Here is a 21121-nt window from a genome sequence, read left to right on the forward strand (position 1 = left end):
TGAAAGCGCCGCCCGGCCGGGCGGCGTTTGCTTTATGTGGTTTCGGTGGACTTCGACCCAGACGGGTGATGCCGACGCCCGCGACGGCGTCCATCGACCTCCCGTTGCCACGCAGCGATTTCGTCGGCCCACCAGATTTTTTTGTTCGGGGAGATGAAGGTGCCGCGCGGAAAGCGGCCATCCCGCTCCATCCTCCACAACGTCACCGGAGAAACCGGCACGACCGCCAGAACCTGGGCTTCGGAGAGCATGACCCGAAGCCCGGCCTTGTCGGTGGCGTCTTCGTTTTCGGCTTGCGGTCGAGGCGGTGCAGCGGCTTCGGTTTGCGAGACGGTCATTTAGCCCTCATGCGCGCAAGAGGGTTCATTGGTCAGCGTGGCGGCTTTGGCTGCGGCCTCGCGACGCCTGCTTCCTCGCGGTCGGCCCCGGTGCGGCAGCGGCTTAGGTTCGCCGCGTTCGGCGATCATGCGTTGCCGTGCCGCCCGGCACTCGTGGCCGATCCAGCGGACCACGTTTTCGGATACGTTCACCGGCTTCGGATAGAGACCGCTGTGCACGCCGCGATATAATGTTGAGATGTGGATCGGCTTGCTGCCACCGAAGAACTTCTGGACCGTCACACGGTCCCAAAGCTCCAGTTCAGCGGCCTCGGTCGGTGGCGATGTCCGGTCGGTTGGATGATCTTCCATCGGGTCGCTCCAATTGCTGGGCGACCTCCTATCGACAGCAGGGTCGCCTCCAAAATGCGGGCGACCCTATAAGTACGCACCTTTTTTCCCAGTCAACGCTCAAACCAGAGTTGGACCGGTTTTCGTGCAGTTGGGCCGATTTTTCTGCATCAAGCGTAAAGTCGGTTTACGCTGCGGTTCCGCGATTAGGCGAGCGCGTCGCACGATATTGCAGCGATCACCGCCGCAGCCGCCGCATCCTGACGACCTTGACGGGCGTGGGCGCAGCCGATCAAGGTCATCGATGCCGCCGGAAGGCGATGGCGTGGCGCTGGCTGCGCGTCACTGATGCGCTATTTCGGAGTCGCCGCTATCGGACACCGGGCAGGACGCCGAACGCATCAGCGGCCAAATGGCGGTTTCACCGGATCTCAAAAGAAAAGACCCGGCCAGCTTTGCGCTGACCGGGCCGGGACGCTGTGTCGGGTTCGATGATCAGGCGACGAGGCGCAGCCTGTCCTCAGCGGCCTTCGGCGCGGGCTCACCAATGATCCGCCGCAGCTCGGCCGCGATGCCGTCCAGCACCGCGCGCTTCTGCACCATGCGCTTCGACTGAACATAGACGCCGGTCACCCGCGCGATCTTCTCGCCGCCATCCTTGGTCACGGCATGGTCGAGGCACTTCGCGATGGCGGCATCCGAGTGGCCCAGCTCACCGGCCAGCGTCGCCGCCGTCCGCCGCAGATCGTGCGGCGTGAAGCGCGGCAACCCAAGCAGCTCACACAGGCCCGGCGTTTTGCTCTTGTCTTTGTTGGTTTCGTGCTTGGTGCCGCGCAGCGCCAGCGATGTCGAGGTGCGATAAATCGGCTGGCCCGGATAGACCGGGCTATCGAACACGAACCCTTGCTCGTCGCTGGCCAGCGCCTCTCGGATGATCTCTACCGCCAGATCGGACAGTGGCTGCTCGATCACGCGGCGCTTTTTGACCCGCTTGGCCGGGACGCGGATGTGCGGGAATTCGCCGTCGAGGCCGATCAGCTCGTCGCGATGAGCGGCCAGCAGCTCGCCGCCGCGCAGCATGGTGACCAACTGGAATTTCAGCGCCAACCGGGTGCGGCGATCCCACGGCAGGTCGGCGCGGTCCAGCCCATGCCAGAAAATCCTGATCTCGTCCTCGGATAGCACGCGGGTCCTGGCATGTTCCTTGTCCAGCGGCGGCAGGTTGGCGCACGGGCTCGCGGTAACGTATTCGCGACCGGCTTCCATCGCCCAATTGAACAAGCCCGAAGCAGCGCGCCGCATGTGGCGGGCGTTGCTGAGCGATGCCTTGCTGCCCGGATACCGGCCAGCGACAAGATCATCCGAGAGCGTGGCGATGTCGCGCTTGGTGACCGTGCTGGCGGCCATCTTGCCGAAGCGAGGGCTGAGGAATCGCCGCAGATGGCTCTCGCCATTGCTCCATGTTTCGATGCGGGGACGCAGCTCGCCATCGGCCTTGAGAACTGGCGCTTTCATCCACGCGACCCGCTCCTTGATGATTTCATCGACGGTCTTGCCCTGCGCGACCTTGTCGGCCTGTTTCTGTGCAAGCAGCGCGACAAGCTCGGCCGGGTCCATCGCCTTCATGGCGTAGACCCTGCTGCGGGCGGCATCGACCCCGAAGGCCGGGCTGTAGTCGCCAATCTTGGTCGAGCACTGCTTGCCGGTCGTCGGATGTGTGAATTTGAAGTTGAAGGCCGTCACGCCGGACGCGGTGCGGCTGATGTACAGGCCTGGGGCCTTGCGGTCGTACACCTTGTCGCGCTGATCGACCCGCTTCTCGCACATGCGGTCGGTCAGGATGACTGCGGAATTGCGCCCGCGCTTGGCGGCCTCGGTGGTCGTGGTAGTGTCCATGTGGTTTCTGAGCTCCTGAAGGGTTTGGGACCATGGGTCCGGCCTTGGGCCTCTCAGTCCTTGGAGGGTCGCGAGAGGCTTAGGGCCGGGCCCTAGATTTGGCGAAATGCGCTGAAAGCCGTTGAATGAGGGTAGAAGAAAAACCCTATAAATAAAGGGTTTTGTTGCTTTCAGCGTCTTTCACCGTCCTTCAAAATATAGCCCACACGGTTTTGCCGTACGCACGGCCCGCCATTTCGCCGCAGTTTTTCCAGCCCTGTCGACGGAGCCGGAAACTTGCAGACGAGACGAACCTGACAGCGCCGCTCATCCGGCACGAAGTCTTGGGCTCACGGAGAGCAATCCGCCCTGCCCTTGGCCTCTCGCGCCCGACGCTGCCGCGTCCACCGCAAGCCCGGCTCGCGACAGTGACGACACAAGATCGCCCCTCTTGGTGAGCCGGGATGGGCGACACATACGCCAATTCCGAATTTCGGTAAAGTGGAATATTCTTGCAAGCGCAACTTGACACCGGCGCAGATCGGAATGACCCGGTGTTTTGCCCGACGGCCGGGGTCAGCGGGGCGTGACTGGCAGCACGCCTGTGCGAAGTGGCGGCGGCATGCCCCACCGCATCAACACCATCCTGCGTCTGTGTTGCGGACGACCGGCGCAGGATAGTCGGGAAACACGCCGGGCATCGGTGCGAGGTTGCCGACGTATCGGTTGGCGACGCGAAACAGTGCGGCGACGCAGCTTGGTTCGTCGCGATGCTGTAGAGGTTGCACATGCGGTTCGCGGGCTAACGCTTTTTAAAGTCCGTTAGCTTGCGCAGGTAGTAGCCTTGTCGCTGAACGGCGAGCTTAATGTTCTCACTGACGCTCGCTACTTTTTTCTTCTTATGCCATCTGCCTGACGCGTCGGGAAGCGGAATTGGCAAACCATTTCGCACAACCAACAGATCTCGCCTGGTGTTAAGATACACATCGAACATTCTAAGGCCCCCAGCCGATTGTCAGAGTATCGCGGGGAGCAGAAATAGCAAACAACTCCGCCCGGCCTACGATGGACTAGCACGCCGCTACAGATTGCGGTGGATGGCGTGCCGGCACGCCGGCACAACGGAGGCGACGTAGGACCTGTGTCGCGACTTGAGCGGCGGTCATCATGTGTCGTCATCCAGTGGCGGCTCACCTCACTTGTCGGCCATCTCCTGTTAGACCTTGGCAATCTCTGTGCGCACCTCGAACACACATGCTCGATGGCGCGCCGGGCCGCAAGATCGCTACGTCGCGCACCGTGCAGGATAGATGCCATCAAAACGGTGCCAGCAATGCCGCTTTAGCCACACTTACCGGTGAGGACCTGATCTTGAAACGTAGGAGAGTACGTCATTCCGCTGACCGATCAGTCGCGAAATTATGTTGGCGAACTGAACGAGAGAAAAAATTGCGAGGAATTCCAAAATCATTTCGAAAAGCCTCCGGGTTCGAAAATTCGCTGTCGTAAAACACGCCCCAGCCCGGAGACCGCAAATCTAAAACTGTTTGTTGCGGCGTAAACGCAAAATGGAACAGTTCAACGAAGAAACAATAAATCAGTTGCCTTTCGGCAACAGCATGAGGAGATTGCAGCGTTCTCGAAAACCCGCTGTCATTGCCGCGCCCTGCGCAGCATCGGCTTCACTGCGCGACGATTGCCGCCGCTCGCGCCGCAGGTATCGCAGATAAGCGACGCGGCTCTGATCGAGCGGGAAGCCGTCACCTTGCCGCTGGATTACGCCTTCGGCTTCGAGCTTGCCGATGTAGGTCCGGCTGCAATCGAGGTGCTGCGCCAGCGCCGACGCGCTGACGGTCTCGGCGCTTCTGGATCGCGGTCGAGGAACAGGCTTGGCGACGGGCGCGACGGTTTCGGTCATCAGCGTCATTCCTGCTGCATCGCAGCGGGATAGCTCACTTTCGCTTCCGGCGGCAGAGCGGACCATATCCAGATTTGCTGCTGGTCGACCTTGGGCGCGATTGCGCCTAACCGGACCTTGCCATGCGGTCTTGAACTCATTCGTTGACGAGGGCGTGTATTGCCCCGTGACCCAAATCCCTTATGTTTATTCGTAGCAGTGATCGGAGCCGGCCCATGTTTCCGTTAATTGTTGCTGCAATCCTTTATCTCAGCCTCATCTCTGCGTGCGGGCACTATACTGCGAACTATGCCGAACAGAGGGGACGCTCTAGGGCCGCCTGGTTCATCTGGGGCGGATTGCTTTATCCACTCCCCTACATTGCGTTGGCACTCTTACCGCCAGTCCGCCGGGAGACGCCGGTCTAAGTCCGCCTCGCTTGGCGGCTTTTCTTGAGTGTCGCCTTTGGGCCCATCGCGTCATTTCGCTGCAAAGCGCTCGCTGCTCGCTATCGGCGCATAGCGAACGTTCCGGCGTCCCCTGCAACTGCAACCACGCATTTTCTCGCACCAGATATTCTCAATAGGTGCGGTGGCGCGGTCCCCGCGTTTCTTTTTGCCCTCTGAAGAACCCTGACGACCGATTGCGGAGGGACCGCCCATCCTTCGACGGTCGCCGCCAGCCATTGCGGGCATCACGTCATCACCACGACACGGTGCGAGCCATCGACGATGCCGCGTTCGGGGCCGACATTCGCTGGCTTTCTGACCCAAAACAACCGTAGGCATTATTCCGAGAACCGTGTAGCCTCCCCGCACCGTCACGCTCTTTGCTTGCCGGAAGCTGCTGCCCACAAAACGGAGAAACGCCGAACTCTCCGCTTCTCTTCAAATTGCAGCCTTGGTGCCATTGGCAGGCGCGATCTTCAGAACCAGCCATTCACAGATCACCAGCGTGCGCGTCGCATAGGCGCGCCCGACTGGCGGACACGATCAGATCAAAGAGGGCAAAGTCATGAGCAAAAGCTTATCGCTGCTGCTGGTGCTGTTGTTCGTCACTATCGGCCATGCGCGGGCGGACCCGCTCAATGAGGACATGACGAAACTCAATGCGCAATGGGATGCAGCGATCAACGATCCAAATTTCGATGCCTTGCTGCCAATGTATGCCACCGATGCCAGTCTAATCCCGCCCGGCGCACCGCCCGTTTCGGGTGCGACTGCGATACGCGACTTCTTTGCCAAAAGGGGAACGAGCGTCAGAAATCACAAGCTTGAACTTGTTGAGGTTTTGCCAATGGGGAACTACGCATACGTGACCTCCCGCTTCAAAGCTTCCTTGGTCAAAGGCGAGGAAACGACCAAGCTGTCCGGAAGCACCGTTAAGCTTTACGAACACCAGTCCAACGGCGAATGGAAGGTTAAGTCCCACATTTTCGTTCGGGAATAGCCAGCCAAACATTACGAGCCGAATGAGCCGGGATGGGCTACACATACGCCATTTCCGAAATTCGGTAAAGTGGAATATTTGGCGCGATTGGGTTGACAGCAAAGCGAAACACCCGGGCATGCCACCGTCATTCCGGAGCGCGGCGAAGCGGCGAGCTATGATGCGCAATTGCGCATCTGAGATCCCATGTCGCCGCGCAACTGCGGCCCGATGGATTCCGGGCTCAATGCTGCACATCGCCCCGGAATGACGAAGGGGAGAGTGTCACCGCTTCGGCCGCCCGGCAGGCCTTCGCCCTCAGCCGACGCGCTGGCACTCTCCTTGCTGCTCGCCCGCCAATCCCTCAGACCCGCAGTGGGTCTGTTTCATAGTGAGGCGATCCCATGCAATCGACGTCCCGTTTCGAAGCGACCATCCCGACACAGCTCCACGTCCTGATCTCCGATCTGCGTTGGCGCACGCAAATGCTCGACGCCGACATTCAGGAGGAAGAGCGGAGGGCCGGAATCTCCGATCCAAACAATCTCGCCTACCCGATGCTCGCGCAGAACCTGAGAGCCCGGCGCGACAATCTCCAGGTGAGCATCGCGATCCTGGAAAGCCGCATCGAAAAGCGATCAACCGAGTGGCCGAGCGCCGCCTGACGCGGATCGTGCCGGGCCCGACCAGGCACCGCGACGGCATCTACAGAAGGGCGCGGGCGATGGGCGATAGCCCTGTCCGCGCCGGTCAACGCGCAGGAACCCGCGTTGCCCTTTTGCAACGGTTCCCCGCCGTCTGAAGCCGGACAAAAGAAACTCCCATTCCAGCCACGAACCCCGCTCACAACGCCGTGAGACTAGCAGGGGAACTACGATGCGTGCACAGCGCGTTTGGAAAGTGAATGGGGCCGCCAGCATCGGGCAGCTCCAATCGAGACTGGATGACCTGAACAAGCGTCTCGGTCAGCTCGAAAGCCAGCATCCGGCGAACTGGAGGCTCGAAGAACTGAGATCCAGCGCGCTGAGCCTGTCGCGCGAGATCGACGACATCCGCTGCGCCGAGGCGACGGCGGCCTTGAGCGAGCTCTTGCGGAAGTAGAGCTTCGGGCGATTCGAGCGACGCGCAAGGAACCAACCTTCCTCGACGCCATTGCCATGCTGAGCATGGAGCAGAATCATGACCAGGCACCTGACGCGAGCCCATCTCGCGCGCGGGGTGGCCGGCGCGGTGTCCACGCTGGTCCTATGCGCGACGGCAGCATTCACCATCGCGCACCACTTCGCGCTGTGAGGGATTTTGCATGACATCCGATCCCGAGGAGTCGGTGAGGCTGCAAGGTTTTGGTGAGATGACGTTGCGCACTGCTGTCGCGACGCTGATGGCGCTGGCGCCGCGCGAGCGATCCGACGCCGCCATCTTCCGTGTCCGCGACGACGTGCGTTTGGCCTCGAGCGAGATCGCCGAACTTGCCTCGGACTGGGGCATGACACCGATGGCTGAAGTCAGGTCTCCAAGCCTCGTCCCGGAGCAGCACTGGCCGGACATCGTTCGCGGCATGGTGCGCGAGGCGCCACTGCCGGCACTGATGGTGGCGTTCCTGGTGGGCGTGCTGGTCGCGCGGCGGTAGTCTACTGACCTACTGTCCAGCATCGGACCATCGGCCGGCGAATGTAGAGCCATGCCGCCGCGGCAGATGCCCCTGCCCAACCAAATCGGCCGTGGACCCGCCCCGAAAATCGTTGCAAAAAGGCACTCCCGAGGCGCTGGCGGCCGGTCCGCCAAGCCTCTGGAAAACGTCGACTTTTGGAAGAATGGTCGGAGTGGCAGGATTCGAACCTGCGACCCCTGCGTCCCGAACGCAGTGCTCTACCGGGCTGAGCCACACTCCGACAAGAAGGCGGCTTATAGCGTCGGGTTTGACGCACCGCAAGCGGCCGGCATGAGGAATTTTGTCCCTGTGAAAACGGGTCTTGAAACGCTGATTTTACCGGCCGGCGCGGCCGGCGCGGAAGCTGCCGCCCGGATTTTGGCCGCCGGCGGGCTGGTCGCGTTTCCGACCGAGACGGTCTACGGGCTCGGGGCGGACGCCGCCAATGCCACCGCGATCGCCCATCTTTACGCCGCCAAGGGGCGGCCGGCCTTCAACCCGCTGATCGCCCATGTCGCCGATCTCGCCGCCGCGCGCCGGATCGGGCGGTTCGACGCGCGTGCGTTGAGGCTTGCGGAAGCGTTCTGGCCGGGGCCCCTGACGCTCGTGGTCCCGAAAACGGACGACTGTCCGGTGGCCGAGTTGGCCACCGCCGGGCTCGACACGGTCGCGATCCGCATTCCCGCCCATCCGGTGGCGGAGGCGATCCTGCGCGCCTTCGGCGGGGCCGTGGTGGCGCCGTCGGCCAACATCTCCGGCCATGTCTCGCCGACACTGGCAGCCCATGTCGAAAGCGACCTTGCCGGGCGGATCGACCTGATCGTCGACGGCGGACCTGTTACGGTCGGCGTCGAATCGACCATCGTCGGCTGTTTCGACGCCCCGATGCTGCTGCGCCCCGGCGGGCTGTCGCGCGAGCGGATCGAGGCCGTGCTCGGCGCGCCGCTGGCGCGGCCGCCTGTAGAGGCCGAGAGCGACGACAGCCAGCCGCTGGCGCCGGGCATGCTGGCCTCGCACTACGCGCCGCGCGCCAGCGTGCGGCTCAATGCGCGTGATGTGGCCGCGGGCGAAGCGCTGCTCGCGTTCGGCCCCGATCGCCTGCCGGGCCTGGAGGCCGCCGCCGCTGTCATGAATTTGTCGCCCGCGGCTGATCTCGATGAAGCCGCCACCAATCTGTTCGGCTATCTTCGCGCCCTCGATGCGACGAGCCCGCGAGCGATCGCGGTGATGGCGGTGCCGGAAGAAGGACTTGGCGAGGCCATCAACGACCGGCTGCGCCGGGCCGCGGTCGCCCGATAGCGCATGATCCGGAAAAGTATGCAGCGGTTTTCCGATAAGATCATGCGCAAGAGATAAGAGCGAAGAAGAGACAAGAGCATGAACGTCAATAAATCTGCCACCCCGCCGCTTGCGCCAGAGCTGATCGAACAATTCCGCAAAATCGTCGGCGACCGACATGCCATCACCGACGCGGCCGACATCGAGGCCTACGTTACCGAGGAGCGCAACCTGTTTCACGGCCGCTCGCCGCTGGTCCTGCGCCCGGGCTCGACGGCGGAGGTCTCGGCGATCTGCAAGCTCGCCTCCGCGCACGGAATCGCGCTGGTGCCGCAGGGCGGCAACACCGGGCTCGTCGGCGGCCAGACGCCCCACAACGGCGAAGTGGTGGTGTCGCTGCGCCGGCTCGACAAGATCCGCGAGGTCGACACCGCCTCCAACACCATGACCTGCGAGGCCGGCGTCGTGCTCCAGGTCGCGCAGCAGAAGGCGGCCGACGTGGACCGGCTGTTTCCACTCTCGCTCGGCGCCGAAGGAAGCTGCACCATCGGCGGCAATCTCTCGACCAATGCCGGCGGCACCGCCGCGCTCGCCTATGGCGTGGCGCGCGAGATGGCGCTGGGGCTCGAGGTGGTGCTCGCCGACGGTCGCGTGCTCAACGTGTTGTCGAAGCTGAAGAAGGACAACACCGGCTACAATCTGCACAACCTCTTCATCGGCGCGGAAGGCACGCTCGGCATCATCACCGCGGCCACGCTCAAGCTGTTTCCGAAGCCGCGGGCGGTCGAGACCGCGTTCGTCGGGCTAAAATCGCCGGCGGCGGCGCTGAAGCTGCTGACCATCGCGCAAGGCGAAGCTGCGAACGCGCTGACGAGCTTCGAGTTGCTGTCGGAGATGGCGGTCGACTTCTCGGTCCGCCACGGCATCGACGTGCGCGATCCGCTCGAAGCAAAACATCCCTGGTACGTGCTGATGGAATTGTCCTCGCCCGGCGATGATGCCCGCACGCCGCTGGAGACGATCCTGACGCGCGCCATGGAAGACGAGATCGTCGACGACGCCGTGATCGCGGCCAACCTCACCCAGCGCAACGGCTTCTGGAAGCTGCGCGAGGAAATGTCGTCGGCGCAGAAGCCGGAGGGCGGCTCGATCAAGCATGACATCTCCGTGCCGGTCGCCGCCGTGCCCGCCTTCATCGACGAAGCCAATGCCGCCGTCGTGAAACTGATCCCCGGCGCACGGCCGGTGCCGTTCGGCCATCTCGGCGACGGCAATCTGCATTACAATGTCAGCGAGCCCATCGGCGCCAACACCGCGGACTATCTGGCGCGCTGGCATGAGATGAATGCGGTCGTGTTCGAGATCGTGCTGCGCATGGGCGGCTCGATCTCGGCCGAGCACGGCATCGGCGTGCTCAAGCGCGACGAACTGCCCGAGGTGAAGGACAAGACCGCGATCGAGCTGATGCGCGCGATCAAGGCGATGCTGGATCCGCAGGGCATCATGAATCCGGGGAAGGTGCTGTGAGCGTCTCCCTTACGATCGATGCGATCGATGATGCCGATGTCGAGCCCGTCGTCGCGCTGTGGCAACGCTGCGGCCTGACGCGCCCCTGGAACGATCCGCATGCCGACATCGCGCTGGCGCGGCGGCGCGACAATTCGACCGTTCTGATCGGCCGCGATGGCGGCACGATCGTCGCCACCGCCATGGTCGGCCATGACGGCCATCGCGGCTGGGTCTATTACGTCGCGGTCGATCCCGATGGGCGCAAACGCGGTTATGGCCGCGTCATCATGGCCGCGGCCGAGGACTGGCTGCGCCAGGCCGGCATTTTGAAGCTGCAGCTGCTGGTCCGCCGCGAGAACGCGCAAGCCAATGCGTTCTACCAGTCGCTGGGTTTCGAGGAATCGACCTCGGTGATGTTCCAGAAGTGGCTCGACGGCCGCGCTTCCACAACGTAGCCGGAAAACAGCAATGACCGTATCCGACCGCGTCCGCATCAAGGACGTCCGCGTGCTCTCGGACGGCTGGACCACGCTGAAGACCACGACGTTCGAGTACCGGCGCGCCAATGGCGAGTGGCAGACGCAGCACCGGGAAACCTATGAGCGCGACAACGCCGCCGCCGTGCTGCCGTATAATCGCGCACGGCGTACGGTGATCCTGGTACGCCAGTTCCGCCTGCCGGCCTTTATCCGCGGCTACGACGATCTCCTGATCGAAGCGGCCGCCGGCGTGCTGGACGATGCCTCCCCCGAGGTGCGCATCCGCGCCGAGGCCGAGGAGGAGACCGGCTATCGCCTGCACCACGTCCACAAAGTGTTCGAGGCCTTCATGAGCCCCGGCGCCATCACCGAGAAGCTGCATTTCTTCGTCGCCGAATACGAGCCGGAGATGCGGGTCAGCGACGGCGGCGGCCTCGAGCACGAAGGCGAGGACATCGAGGTGCTGGAGCTCTCGATCGACGAGGCCTTGGCAATGATCGCGGACGGCCGCATCATCGACGCCAAGGCGATCATGCTGCTGCAGTACGCGGCGCTGCATATTTTCAGGTGAGTTACGCTTTCTTCCTTCTCCCCCTGTGGGAGAAGGTGGCGCGAAGCGCCGGATGAGGGGTACGCGTCCGCAAATTCAGAAAGAGCGGACTCGCGGAGAGATACCCCTCACCCGTCTCGCCGCTCCGCGGCGAGCCACCCTCTCCCGCAAGGGGAGAGGGGAAGACAGCGCAATCGGCTCCACTAAGCCTGCAATTCTGCCCTGCGCCGCCCCGCCCCGGTTGAGCAACACCAAAACTATCTCTAGTCTGGCGCGAACCAAGAACCAGGAGACGCGCCCCATGTCCGCTTCGCGCGACGACGAATTCGGCTTTGCGCCCGACTACGACTCCCCCGTCCCCTATATGCAGCGCACGCGCGAATATTACACCGCGATCGGCTACACCACGCCGTATCGCTGGGCGCATTACACGCAGGCGCCGTTCCAGCCGCTGAAGAAACCGTTGGCAAAATCGCGCGTGACGATCATCACCACGGCCGCGCCTTACGATCCCACCAAGGGCGACCAGGGGCCGGGCGCGGCGTATAATGGCGGGGCGAAATTCTACCAGGTCTATGACGGCGACACCTCGAAGCAGCACGATCTGCGCATCTCGCACATCGGCTACGACCGCAAGCACACCACGGCGACCGACAACGGCACCTGGTTTCCGCTGCCGCAGCTCTTGAAGGCATCTGCCGTAGGCCGCATCGGCGAGGTGAGCCAGCGTTTCTTCGGCGCGCCGACCAACCGGAGCCATCGCGTCACGCTCGACACCGACGCGCCGGAAATCCTGGCGCGCTGCCTCGCTGACAAGGTCGATGTCGCCGTGCTGGTGCCGAACTGCCCGGTCTGCCACCAGACCACCGCACTGGTGGCGCGGCATCTCGAGGCCAACGGCATTCCGACCGTGGTGATGGGCTGCGCCAAGGACATCATCGAGCATGCCGCCGTGCCGCGCTTCTTGTTCTCGGATTTCCCGCTCGGCAATTCCGCCGGCAAGCCACACGACGTCGCCTCGCAGGCACAGACGCTGGAGCTCGCGCTGACGCTGCTGGAAAGCGCGAGCGGTCCGCAAACCACGATGCAGTCGCCGCTGCGCTGGAGCGAGGACGCCTCCTGGAAGCTCGACTACAACAACGTCGCACAGCTCTCGCCTGAAGAGCTGGCGCGCCGCCGCGCCGAATTCGACAAGCAGAAGGAGATCGCGCGCGGCAACCGCGCCGCCTGACGTCCTCCGACAACAACAAACTAAGGGGAGAGCGACGTGACGCGACCGTTCGAGGGCGTGAAGATCCTGGACTTCACGCAGGTGCTGGCCGGCCCCTATGCGAGCTACCAGCTCGCGCTTCTGGGGGCCGACGTGATCAAGGTCGAACGGCGCGAGGGCGAGGACATGCGCCGCACACCGCTCAGCCGCGAATGGGCCGAGCGCGGACTCGCGCCGGCGTTCCAGGCCATCAACGGCAACAAGCGCAGCCTGACGCTCGATTTGCAAAAGCCCGACGCGATCGCGATCGTGAAGAAGCTCGTGGCGCAAGTCGACGTCGTCATGGAGAACTTTCGCCCGGGCGTGATGGACAAGCTCGGCATCGGCTACGAGGCACTCTCCGCGATCAATCCAAAGCTGATCTATTGCGCCGTGTCCGGCTTCGGCCAGACCGGCCCGGACCGCCTGAGGCCCGGCTATGACGGCAAGATGCAGGCGCTGTCGGGCATCATGGCGATCACGGGACATCCCGAGACGGGGCCAACGCGCGCGGGTTTTGCGGTGTGCGACGTGCTGTCGGGCGCGACGGCCGCGTTCGGCGTGTCGAGCGCGCTGTACCAGCGCGACCGTACCGGCAAGGGACAGCTGATTGACGTCTCGATGCTTGAGGCGACGATGGCGTTTCTCTCGGGGCAGATCGCGGACTGGTCGGTCGCCGGCCATCGCCAGCAGCTGTCGGGCAACCAGGCCGTCAGCCGTCGGACCACGGCAAATCTGTTCAGATGCGGCGACGGCCACATCCTGCTCGCCGTCAACAACGAGAAGCAGTACCGCGCGCTGATGTCCGCGCTCGGCCGCGAGGACACGCTGTCAGACCCGCGCTTCGCCGACTGGTTCGCGCGCAACGAGAACGAGGGCGCATTGCGCGCCATCATCGAGGAGGCGCTGGCGGCCAGGCCTGCGCGCGAGTGGGAGACAATCCTGGAAGATGCCGGCGCGCCCTGCGCCAGCATCTGGAAGGTCGAGGAGGTCATCGATCATCCGCAAATCAAGGCGCGCGGCGCGATCCAGGAGCTGGATACGCCCTACGGCCGCCTGCGCTTTGCCGGCAGCGGCTTCAAGCTCGGCCATGGCGGCGGCCGGCTGGACCGGATGGCGCCGGAATTGGGTGCGGATACGGATGCGGTGCTGGGCGAGCTGGGGTTCGATGCAGCGGAGATCGCGGCGCTCAGGGCAAAAGAGATCGTGTAGATTGCGTAGGGTGGGCAAAGGCGCAACGCGCCGTGCCCACCGTCTACCCACTTGCTTGAAACACGATGGTGGGCACGCTTCGCTTTGCCCACCCTACGGCACCGCCGCCTAAAACAACGACCCCTGCCCGTCATCTGACGAGCTAGCAGCGACCTTCCGGGCCGCCTTCTTCGGTTTCGCCGCCTCAGCTTCCGCCTCCATCTCCTCCGCGCTGATCGGCAACACGAGCTGATCGTCGTCATTGGCGACGCGGTTGACGCGGGTGGAGACCGGGTGCCAGGCGAATTCACCGATGCGCGGGGTGGACATCAGCGGCAACACGGCATCGACATCGTCGCCGCGGCTGTCGAGCCAGCGCTCGAAATCGCGCGGGCTGATGGTGACGGGCACGCGGTCATGCAGCGCGGCGAGATCCTCGCCCGCCGCCGCCGTGACGATCGCGACGGTGTCGAGCTCCTCACCGTTCGGCCCGACCCAGGTCTCGAATACCGCAGCAAAGCCGAGCGGCTCGCTATCGGCGCGGTGGATGAAGAAGGGCTGCTTGCGGCCACCCTCCGCCTTCCATTCATAATAGCCGTCGGCCGGGATCAGGCCGCGGCGCCTCCGAATCGCGTTCTTGAAGGCGGGCTTTTCCAGCACCGTCTCGGAGCGCGCGTTGATCAGGAGCGTAAATCCCTTGGGATCCTTGACCCAGCTCGGCAACAATCCCCAGCGCATCAAGCGGAAATGGCGCGCGCCATTCTCGAGCAGCACGACCGGAATCGGTTGTGTCGGCGCGACGTTGTACCGTGACGGGAAATTCGGCTGCTCGATGTAGCCGAACAGTTGCCGTAAAGCCGCGGGGGCCGAAGTTATGACGAAGCGTCCACACATCCTTGGGGGCCTATATAGGGTCCGTTCAGGTCCTTTTAACCCCGAACGTTAACACTGCGGCAGATGAGCTCAACGGCCTCCCAACCCGCGCGGACGCATGTACAGACGGGCCCCGAGGCCGCCGCCTGGGCCGAGCGGCTGCGCGTGGCCAACATCAACCCGCGAACCGGGCTTGCCACCGACTATCTCAACCATTTCAATGAAGCCGTGATGCTGCTGGAAATGGTCCCGGACATGCCGGAATGCGCCGAAGATTTTTTGACCTGGTCGCCGCTGTCCTATGCCGAGCATTTCACCGCGTCGAATTTCAAGGCACGGGATCTGGCCATCGAAGCCTATGAGAAGGCCGATCCGAATGTGCGCGCCCAGTTCGACCACATCACTGATACCATGACCTCGATCCTGACAGCGGTCGGCTCGGCCATGCGCGAGGTCGAGAAGGACACGACCCGCGTCCGCCTCGCCGAGCAGGCCACGCTCTGGGTCAAGCCGCTGATCGCGGCCTGCGGCGGCATCATCAATGGCGGCGCGGAAGCCGACGTCGACACCATCATGGCGAATTGAGCCAAGGGCTGTTGAAGGGTTGTTGAAGATATGTCTGCGGTCATCCAGCCCACCCACCCCCAGATCGCGGTCAGCGCCGCCATCTTCCGCGACGGCAAGGTACTTCTGACCCGCCGCGCCCGCTCGCCCGTCAAGGGGTTCTATTCGCTGCCCGGCGGCCGGGTCGAGTTCGGCGAATCGCTGCACCAGGCGCTGGCGCGCGAGGTCGACGAGGAGACCGGGCTCGCCATCGAGATCATTGGCCTCGCCGGCTGGCGCGAGGTGTTGCCGGCCGCAGCCGGCGCCGGCCATTACCTGATCATGTCCTTTGCCGCCCGCTGGGTGGCCAAGGAGCCGGCTCTCAACGACGAGCTCGACGATTACCGCTGGATCGCCCCCGACGCCCTGGCGAGCCTCGGCGACCTCAAGCTGACCGGGGGGCTGGAGGAGGTCATCCTGTCGGCCGCCGGGCTGATCGGGCCCTGACCGCCCCGTCTTGCGTCCTCCGCTCCGAGGGGGCATACACCCCGCCGATGTCCACGCGATTTCTGGCCATTTTTGCCCTGATTCTCGCCTGCGCCTCCGTGCCCACAAGGGCCCAGGACGTGGCGGCGCCGTTTGACGCCGATTTGCAGCGGCTGGCGGAGATTTTGGGCGGCCTGCACTATCTGCGCGGCATCTGCGGGTCCAACGAGGGCAACAAATGGCGCAGCGAGATGCAGGCGCTGATCGATGCCGAAACCCCCTCGGGCGAGCGCCGCACCCGTATGATCGCCGGCTTCAACCGCGGCTATAACGGCTTCCAGCAGACCTATCGGAGCTGCACGCCGGCCGCGACGGTGGCGATCCGCCGCTATATCGAGGAAGGCTCGAAGATCTCGCGCGATCTCACGGCGCGTTACGCGAACTGAGCGCATCTCCTCATCCTGAGGAGCGCGCTCTTCGCGCGCGTCTCGAAGGATGCAAGGCCCCGCTGCCGCAGCACGGCCTCTATGGTTCGAGACGGCGCTAACGCGCCTCCTCACATGAGGGTTTGGCTGTCGAACGCGCATCTGGAACCCTGTCATCGACTTTGTTCACAGCCGTTAACCGTTCCTAAAGATGTGGCCTAGCGGGCGTTAATACGCGTGCTACACCTTTCGTACAGCGCATCGCCGTGGATCGCGCCCCAGCCCTGATCGAGTTTCATGAGCCATTCAGTGTCCTACGCCCCCGCCCGCGCGCCGCTGCCCGATCACGAGCAGAAACAGGCCGCGCTGAGCTATCTCAACGAGGCCTGGGCCGAAGCGCGCCATGATGGCGTCGACGGCGACTGCCTGGCGCAGGCGAGCCTGTTTGCGGCATTCGCCGAGCTCGTCGGTACCTACGGCGAGGATGCGGTGGCGAAATTCGTCGAGGGCTTTCCGGGCCGCATCCGCAACGGCGAATTCTCGGTCACTCTCGCAAGGCAGTAAGCTTCTTGCGAAAAATGACCCCGCCACACGGGCGGGGCCAGTCTACGGATGAATGACTTGGCGAACGGGATCTGGCGAACAGGTTCGCGAAGTCTGCCGCGTTTATCGCACGGAAGCCGCCTCCCCCAGACAAGCATTAGTCTCGCGATGACCGGGAGATATTCCCACTACGATCGGGAATGCACTCCCTCCTCCCTCACGGCGCGACCTTGAGCGTCGCTTTCATGTTGGGATGATAGCGGCAGTAATAGTCGACAATTCCCGCCTTCTTCAGAACAAACGTTGCCGACTTCTTCGGTGGCAGCATCACGTCGAAATCGCCGCTCTTCGCCGTGGCGGTGTGCGCGAACACGTCCTTGTTGATCCATTCGATGGTATCGCCGACCTTCGCGGACGTTTCGGCCGGTGAAACCACGAGATTGTCCATTATGATCTGCATGGTCGCGGCGCGCGCCGGGACGACGATCGACAGCAAGACGACCGCAAGCGCGATCGAAGCGAGGTGTCGCGGCTTCATCCCACACCCCCTATTTCAGCTCGGCCGCGACATGCTCGGCGTGCTGCTGGTGGCCCTGAAAAATCTTCAGGCCGGTCTGCAACAGGCTCTTGAGCTCGGCATTGCCGGCGGACGGGATGAGCTGGGTTTCCAGCGCGCCGTTGACCGCCTTGTGGTAGGCGACCTCGTTCGCGACATAGGCCTTGTCGAAGGCCGCGCCGCTCAGCTTGTCGAGCTCAGCCAGCTTGTCGCTCGCCTGCTTCGACAGCGTCTTGCTGGTATCGTTGTCTTCAGGCGTAACGTTCAGCTTCTTGACCAGCGCCAGCGCCTGCTTGTTGACCGCCTCGTGGTCGCGCAGCATGTCCTCGGCAAACGCCTTGACGTCCTTGTTCTTGGCCTTTTTCTGCGCCTGCTTGGCCGCGTTGATGTCGATCACGCCCGCGGTGTAGGCGATGTGAGCGATCTGCGGATCGGTGGGCTTGTCGGCTGCGCTCGCGCCTTGCAGTAGCGCCGGGCTCGACAACAGAATTGCCGCGGCGATCGCCGCGCTCCATCGGGTGAACATGTTTGAAACTCCTGTGCTGCCGGAGGGTTTGCCGGCGTTGCTTCACAGGCATTGGATGGGATTTTCGCGCAAACGTTCCCGAAAAACTTCAGCCGCCGCTGCCGAGCCGCTTCAGCACCGATACGGTCAGCCGCTCGCAGCGCCACCCGGCAAACGGGAACGCATCCATCATAACCGGACCGATCTCCTTCTCGACGTTCTCGCGCAACATGGTGCGCGCACGGTGCAGCCGCGTCTTCACGGTCTCGGGCTTGACGCCGAGCAGATCGGCGGTCTCCTCGATGTTCATCCCCTCCATGACGCGCGCGACGAAGACCATGCGGAACACATCCGGCAGTTCGTCGATTGCGCGTTCGACGACGCGCTGGATTTCACGTTGGGCCATGGTCCTTTCCGGATCGCCTGCGGGAGAAACGGGAAATTTTATGATCTGCGCGTCGAGCGCCCCTTCCGGCAGCGCGCTGAGCTCGACATGCGGCTTGCGGCTTCGCGCCCGGCCAAGCGCCTCGTTGATGGCAATGCGCGACAGCCAGGTCGACAGCCCGGACTCGCCGCGAAAGTCGTCCAGATGGGTAAAGGCCCGGACATAGGTTTCCTGCACCACGTCCTCGGCTTCGCTGTCGCTGCGCAGGATACCGCGCGCTAGACGGTAGAGCCTGCGGTTGTTGGCCTGCATGATCTCGCGCAACGCGGCCTCGTCACGGCCCCGCGCGCGATCGACCAGTTCGGCTTCCGATGCTCTAGCGCCGGCGGACAGGCCGGCTGCGGTCCGCTGCATGGTGGTCACCTGTTTCCATTCGTTCCGGACATTGGATGCAGGCCAGCGATAAAGGTTCCCGACTTTCTTACCCTCCCCTGGAGGGGGAGGGTCGATCGCGCGCAGCGCGAGCGGGGTGGGGTGACAGTCTATACCTTTGAGGCGGTGCCCGAGTGGAGAGATCACCCCACCCCGCTTCACCTCTCGCTTCGCTCGACGTGAAGCGACCCTCCCCCTTCAGGGGAGGGTAAGAGCTAATCCGTCTCGATCGGCAGTGCCGGATCCCTCGCCCATTCGCCCATGGAGGCATCGTACAGCGTCAGCTTGTCGTAGCCGAGCTGTGTCAGCATGAGCAGGTCGATCGTCGCCGAGATGCCGCCGCCGCAATAGCAGATCACATTCTTGTCGCGCGTAACGCCCTGGGCCGCGAACTTCGCTTCGGCGTCGGCAAGCGTCGTCAGTGTCTTGTCGGCCTTGGCAAGCGTGGCCGCGGGCACGTTGACGCTGCCGGGCACGCGGCCGGGCCGGCCGTAGCGGCTCGGCTCGAGGCCCTGATGAAATTGCGGCCCGAGCGCGTTGACGATCACGGTCGAGGGATCGCAGATCCGCGCCTTCACGGTGGTCTTGTCGACGAAGAAGCCCGCGTGCGACGCGGCCTTGAAGGTCGTGGCGGGATAGCCCTTCGGCGCGCCCGTCTCGACCGGCCGCCCCTCGTCCTTCCATTTGTCAAAACCGCCGTCGAGCACGCGCGCATCGACGCCGAGCGAGCGCAGCATCCACCAGAACCGCGTCGACCACATCATGGTGCCGATGCTGTAGAGCACGATGGTCTTGGATGCGTCAGCGCCGTGGCGACCGAAGGCGGCCTCTAGCTGGGGCACGCCAGCCATCATGAAGAGCTGTTGCGCGGAGGTGTCGGAGAACTCGCCTTGCAGGTCGAGGAAATCCGCGCCGGGGATGTGGCCGGCCGCGAACGTCTTGTCGCCGGGCACCGCGCGATAGGGCACATCGCTACCGGGCGGCACCGGCTCGTTATAGGTCGTGCAGTCGTAGAGGCGGAGGTTGGGATCGCCGAGAATCGCGGCGAGTTGCACAGTGGTGATGAGGGGCGTCGGTTGGGACATTGCTCTCTCCCAATTTGAGTCTACGCTTCCTGGCACTCTGTCATTGCCCGCGAAGGCGGGCAATCCAGTATTCCAGAGGCGGCGGTGATCGAACCGAGAAGCCGCGGCGTACTGGATGCCCCGCCTCCGCGGGGCATGACAGCGGAGCGAGAAGCGGGCCGCCCTCTACTGCTTCAGCGTCTCCAGAAACCGCACCGGCTCGCCCTGCGAGGCCGTCACCAGTTCGCCCTGCCACATCACGCGGCGGCCGCGGATGAAGGTGCCGACGGGCCAGCCGGTGACGCGGACGCCGTCATAAGGCGTCCAGCCGGCTTTGGACGCCACCCATTTGTTGGTGATGGTCTCGCTGCGCTTGAGATCTACGATCGTGAAATCGGCGTCGTAGCCTGCGGCAATGCGGCCCTTGCAGGCCATGTTGTAGAGACGCGCGGGGCCGGCGCTGGTGAGGTCGACGAAGCGCGCCAGCGACAGGCGGCCGGCGTTGACGTGGTCGAGCATGAGCGGCACCAGCGTTTGCACGCCGGTCATGCCGGAGGGCGAGGCCGGATAGGTCTTCGACTTCTCTTCCAGCGTATGCGGGGCATGGTCGGAGCCGAGCACGTCGATGATGCCCTGCTCGATGCCGCGCCAGATGCCGGCGCGGTGATCGGCCCCGCGCACCGGCGGGTTCATCTGCGCCAGCGTGCCGAGCCGCTCGTAGCATTCGGGTGCGACCAACGTCAGATGATGCGGCGTCGCCTCGCAGGAAGCGACGTCCTTGTGGTCGCGCAGGAACTCGATCTCTTCCTTGGTCGATATGTGCAGCACGTGGATGCGCTTGCCGGTCTCGTGCGCGAGCTTGACCAATCGCTGCGTCGCCATCAGCGCCGCGGTCTCGTCGCGCCAGACCGGATGCGAACGCGGATCGCCCTCGATGCGCAGCGACTTGCGGTCGTTGAGGCGGTATTCGTCTTCGGCGTGGAAGGCGGCGCGGCGGCGGATCACCTGGAAGATGCGGCGCAGGCTCTCGTCGTCCTCCACCAGCAGCGCGCCGGTCGACGAGCCGATGAACACCTTGACGCCCGCACAGCCGGGCGCGCGCTCCAGCACCGGCAGATCCTGCACGTTCTCGCGGGTGCCGCCGATGAAGAAGGCGAAATCGCAGTGCATGCGATGATGGGCACGCTTCACCTTGTCGGTGAAGGTAGCCTCCGTCACGGTCAACGGCGCCGTGTTCGGCATCTCGAACACGGCGGTGACGCCGCCCATCACGGCGCTGCGCGACCCTGTCTCGAGGTCTTCCTTCTGCTCCAGCCCGGGCTCGCGGAAATGCACCTGGGTGTCCATCACGCCCGGCAGGATGTGGAGGCCCTTGCAGTCGATCACCTCAGCGGCGGAGGCCTGCGAGAGCGGGCCCAGCTCCGCGATGCGGCCGTTGGTGATGCCGATATCGCGAACACCCTCGCCGTCCTGGTTGACGACGGTGCCGCCTTTGAGGATCACATCGAAGCGCTGGGTCATGGCTGAAGGCCTC

Annotated in this window: 24 protein-coding genes, 1 tRNA gene and 1 pseudogene; 13 read left to right on the forward strand and 13 right to left on the reverse strand. The window is 64.0% G+C overall.

Going from position 1 to position 21121, the window contains the following annotated elements; translation table 11 throughout:
• Positions 1-32: 32 nt before the first annotated feature.
• From ACVJ5M_RS37590 to ACVJ5M_RS37610, 5 genes and pseudogenes are all read right to left on the reverse strand, one after another.
• Positions 33-338 (reverse strand): helix-turn-helix transcriptional regulator, encoded by a 306-nt coding sequence (locus ACVJ5M_RS37590; RefSeq protein WP_231143231.1) that lies wholly within the window; start codon positions 336-338, stop codon positions 33-35.
• Complete coding sequence (locus ACVJ5M_RS37595; protein WP_231143232.1) at positions 339-689, reverse strand: helix-turn-helix transcriptional regulator; 351 nt, start codon at positions 687-689, stop codon at positions 339-341.
• Between the two features lie 474 nt (positions 690-1163).
• Positions 1164-2564 (reverse strand): tyrosine-type recombinase/integrase, encoded by a 1401-nt coding sequence (locus ACVJ5M_RS37600; protein WP_231143233.1) that lies wholly within the window; start codon positions 2562-2564, stop codon positions 1164-1166.
• A 564-nt stretch (positions 2565-3128) separates the two neighbouring features.
• Positions 3129-3333, reverse strand: a pseudogene (locus tag ACVJ5M_RS37605) (SOS response-associated peptidase); the annotation flags it as partial.
• A gap of 807 nt (positions 3334-4140) precedes the next feature.
• Positions 4141-4461, reverse strand: coding sequence for a hypothetical protein (locus ACVJ5M_RS37610; RefSeq protein ID WP_456679600.1), 321 nt, complete (start codon positions 4459-4461; stop codon positions 4141-4143).
• Positions 4462-5454: 993 nt separating this feature from the next.
• Here ACVJ5M_RS37610 and ACVJ5M_RS37615 point away from each other — a divergent pair.
• Both ACVJ5M_RS37615 and ACVJ5M_RS37620 read left to right on the forward strand, forming a co-directional pair.
• Entirely contained in the window at positions 5455-5889 is a 435-nt protein-coding gene (locus ACVJ5M_RS37615) for a YybH family protein (RefSeq protein ID WP_063984987.1), read from the forward strand.
• A 464-nt stretch (positions 5890-6353) separates the two neighbouring features.
• The gene (locus ACVJ5M_RS37620) at positions 6354-6533 is read left to right on the forward strand and encodes a hypothetical protein (protein ID WP_371496182.1); all 180 of its coding nucleotides are present in this window, start codon (positions 6354-6356) and stop codon (positions 6531-6533) included.
• Between the two features lie 300 nt (positions 6534-6833).
• On the opposite strand, the gene ACVJ5M_RS37625 is transcribed toward ACVJ5M_RS37620, so the two are convergent.
• On the reverse strand, positions 6834-7049 hold the full coding sequence (locus ACVJ5M_RS37625) for a hypothetical protein (protein WP_063984989.1): 216 nt from the start codon (positions 7047-7049) through the stop codon (positions 6834-6836).
• Positions 7050-7171: 122 nt separating this feature from the next.
• Between ACVJ5M_RS37625 and ACVJ5M_RS37630 the strand changes: the two genes are divergently transcribed.
• A complete protein-coding gene (locus tag ACVJ5M_RS37630) occupies positions 7172-7498 on the forward strand; it encodes a hypothetical protein (protein WP_063984990.1) in 327 nt (108 codons plus the stop codon).
• A gap of 185 nt (positions 7499-7683) precedes the next feature.
• Here ACVJ5M_RS37630 and ACVJ5M_RS37635 read toward each other — a convergent pair.
• Positions 7684-7760 (reverse strand) — tRNA-Pro (locus ACVJ5M_RS37635).
• A gap of 68 nt (positions 7761-7828) precedes the next feature.
• Here ACVJ5M_RS37635 and ACVJ5M_RS37640 point away from each other — a divergent pair.
• The 6 genes from ACVJ5M_RS37640 to ACVJ5M_RS37665 all read left to right on the forward strand — a co-directional run bounded on the left by ACVJ5M_RS37640 (position 7829) and on the right by ACVJ5M_RS37665 (position 13796).
• Entirely contained in the window at positions 7829-8818 is a 990-nt protein-coding gene (locus ACVJ5M_RS37640) for an L-threonylcarbamoyladenylate synthase (protein ID WP_063985075.1), read from the forward strand.
• Between the two features lie 78 nt (positions 8819-8896).
• Positions 8897-10324: an FAD-binding oxidoreductase gene (locus tag ACVJ5M_RS37645; protein WP_063985076.1), complete on the forward strand. Its 1428-nt coding sequence runs from the start codon at positions 8897-8899 to the stop codon at positions 10322-10324.
• On the forward strand, positions 10321-10761 hold the full coding sequence (locus tag ACVJ5M_RS37650; RefSeq protein ID WP_063985077.1) for a GNAT family acetyltransferase: 441 nt from the start codon (positions 10321-10323) through the stop codon (positions 10759-10761). Before ACVJ5M_RS37645 ends, ACVJ5M_RS37650 begins: the two co-directional genes overlap by 4 nt.
• A gap of 13 nt (positions 10762-10774) precedes the next feature.
• Entirely contained in the window at positions 10775-11356 is a 582-nt protein-coding gene (locus ACVJ5M_RS37655) for an NUDIX domain-containing protein (protein WP_063985078.1), read from the forward strand.
• Between the two features lie 280 nt (positions 11357-11636).
• On the forward strand, positions 11637-12566 hold the full coding sequence (locus ACVJ5M_RS37660; protein ID WP_063985080.1) for a glycine reductase: 930 nt from the start codon (positions 11637-11639) through the stop codon (positions 12564-12566).
• A 36-nt stretch (positions 12567-12602) separates the two neighbouring features.
• Entirely contained in the window at positions 12603-13796 is a 1194-nt protein-coding gene (locus tag ACVJ5M_RS37665; protein ID WP_063985081.1) for a CaiB/BaiF CoA transferase family protein, read from the forward strand.
• Between the two features lie 108 nt (positions 13797-13904).
• On the opposite strand, the gene ACVJ5M_RS37670 is transcribed toward ACVJ5M_RS37665, so the two are convergent.
• Positions 13905-14669 carry an SOS response-associated peptidase gene (locus tag ACVJ5M_RS37670; protein WP_063985082.1) on the reverse strand — a complete coding sequence of 255 codons (765 nt, stop codon included), beginning with the start codon at positions 14667-14669 and terminating at the stop codon, positions 13905-13907.
• A gap of 63 nt (positions 14670-14732) precedes the next feature.
• Here ACVJ5M_RS37670 and ACVJ5M_RS37675 point away from each other — a divergent pair, with 63 nt between their 5' ends.
• The 4 genes from ACVJ5M_RS37675 to ACVJ5M_RS37690 all read left to right on the forward strand — a co-directional run bounded on the left by ACVJ5M_RS37675 (position 14733) and on the right by ACVJ5M_RS37690 (position 16666).
• Entirely contained in the window at positions 14733-15233 is a 501-nt protein-coding gene (locus ACVJ5M_RS37675; protein ID WP_014497302.1) for a hypothetical protein, read from the forward strand.
• 30 nt (positions 15234-15263) lie between these two features.
• Complete coding sequence (locus tag ACVJ5M_RS37680) at positions 15264-15698, forward strand: NUDIX hydrolase (RefSeq protein ID WP_354099721.1); 435 nt, start codon at positions 15264-15266, stop codon at positions 15696-15698.
• A 47-nt stretch (positions 15699-15745) separates the two neighbouring features.
• The gene (locus ACVJ5M_RS37685) at positions 15746-16123 is read left to right on the forward strand and encodes a TIGR02301 family protein (RefSeq protein ID WP_011085347.1); all 378 of its coding nucleotides are present in this window, start codon (positions 15746-15748) and stop codon (positions 16121-16123) included.
• Positions 16124-16399: 276 nt separating this feature from the next.
• A complete protein-coding gene (locus tag ACVJ5M_RS37690; protein ID WP_014497305.1) occupies positions 16400-16666 on the forward strand; it encodes a hypothetical protein in 267 nt (88 codons plus the stop codon).
• Positions 16667-16862: 196 nt separating this feature from the next.
• Here the strand turns inward: ACVJ5M_RS37690 and ACVJ5M_RS37695 are convergent, their stop codons facing one another.
• The 5 genes from ACVJ5M_RS37695 to ACVJ5M_RS37715 all read right to left on the reverse strand — a co-directional run bounded on the left by ACVJ5M_RS37695 (position 16863) and on the right by ACVJ5M_RS37715 (position 21108).
• Positions 16863-17183 (reverse strand): cupredoxin domain-containing protein, encoded by a 321-nt coding sequence (locus ACVJ5M_RS37695; RefSeq protein ID WP_063985084.1) that lies wholly within the window; start codon positions 17181-17183, stop codon positions 16863-16865.
• Positions 17184-17193: 10 nt separating this feature from the next.
• Positions 17194-17727, reverse strand: a complete 534-nt coding sequence (locus ACVJ5M_RS37700) for a DUF4142 domain-containing protein (protein WP_063985085.1) — start codon at positions 17725-17727, stop codon at positions 17194-17196.
• A gap of 88 nt (positions 17728-17815) precedes the next feature.
• A complete protein-coding gene (locus tag ACVJ5M_RS37705) occupies positions 17816-18505 on the reverse strand; it encodes an RNA polymerase sigma factor (RefSeq protein WP_063985086.1) in 690 nt (229 codons plus the stop codon).
• A 233-nt stretch (positions 18506-18738) separates the two neighbouring features.
• Complete coding sequence (locus ACVJ5M_RS37710; protein ID WP_063985087.1) at positions 18739-19608, reverse strand: sulfurtransferase; 870 nt, start codon at positions 19606-19608, stop codon at positions 18739-18741.
• Between the two features lie 165 nt (positions 19609-19773).
• The gene (locus tag ACVJ5M_RS37715) at positions 19774-21108 is read right to left on the reverse strand and encodes a dihydroorotase (protein WP_063985088.1); all 1335 of its coding nucleotides are present in this window, start codon (positions 21106-21108) and stop codon (positions 19774-19776) included.
• Positions 21109-21121 lie beyond the last annotated feature (13 nt).

This window comes from Bradyrhizobium sp. S3.7.6, from assembly GCF_054061875.1.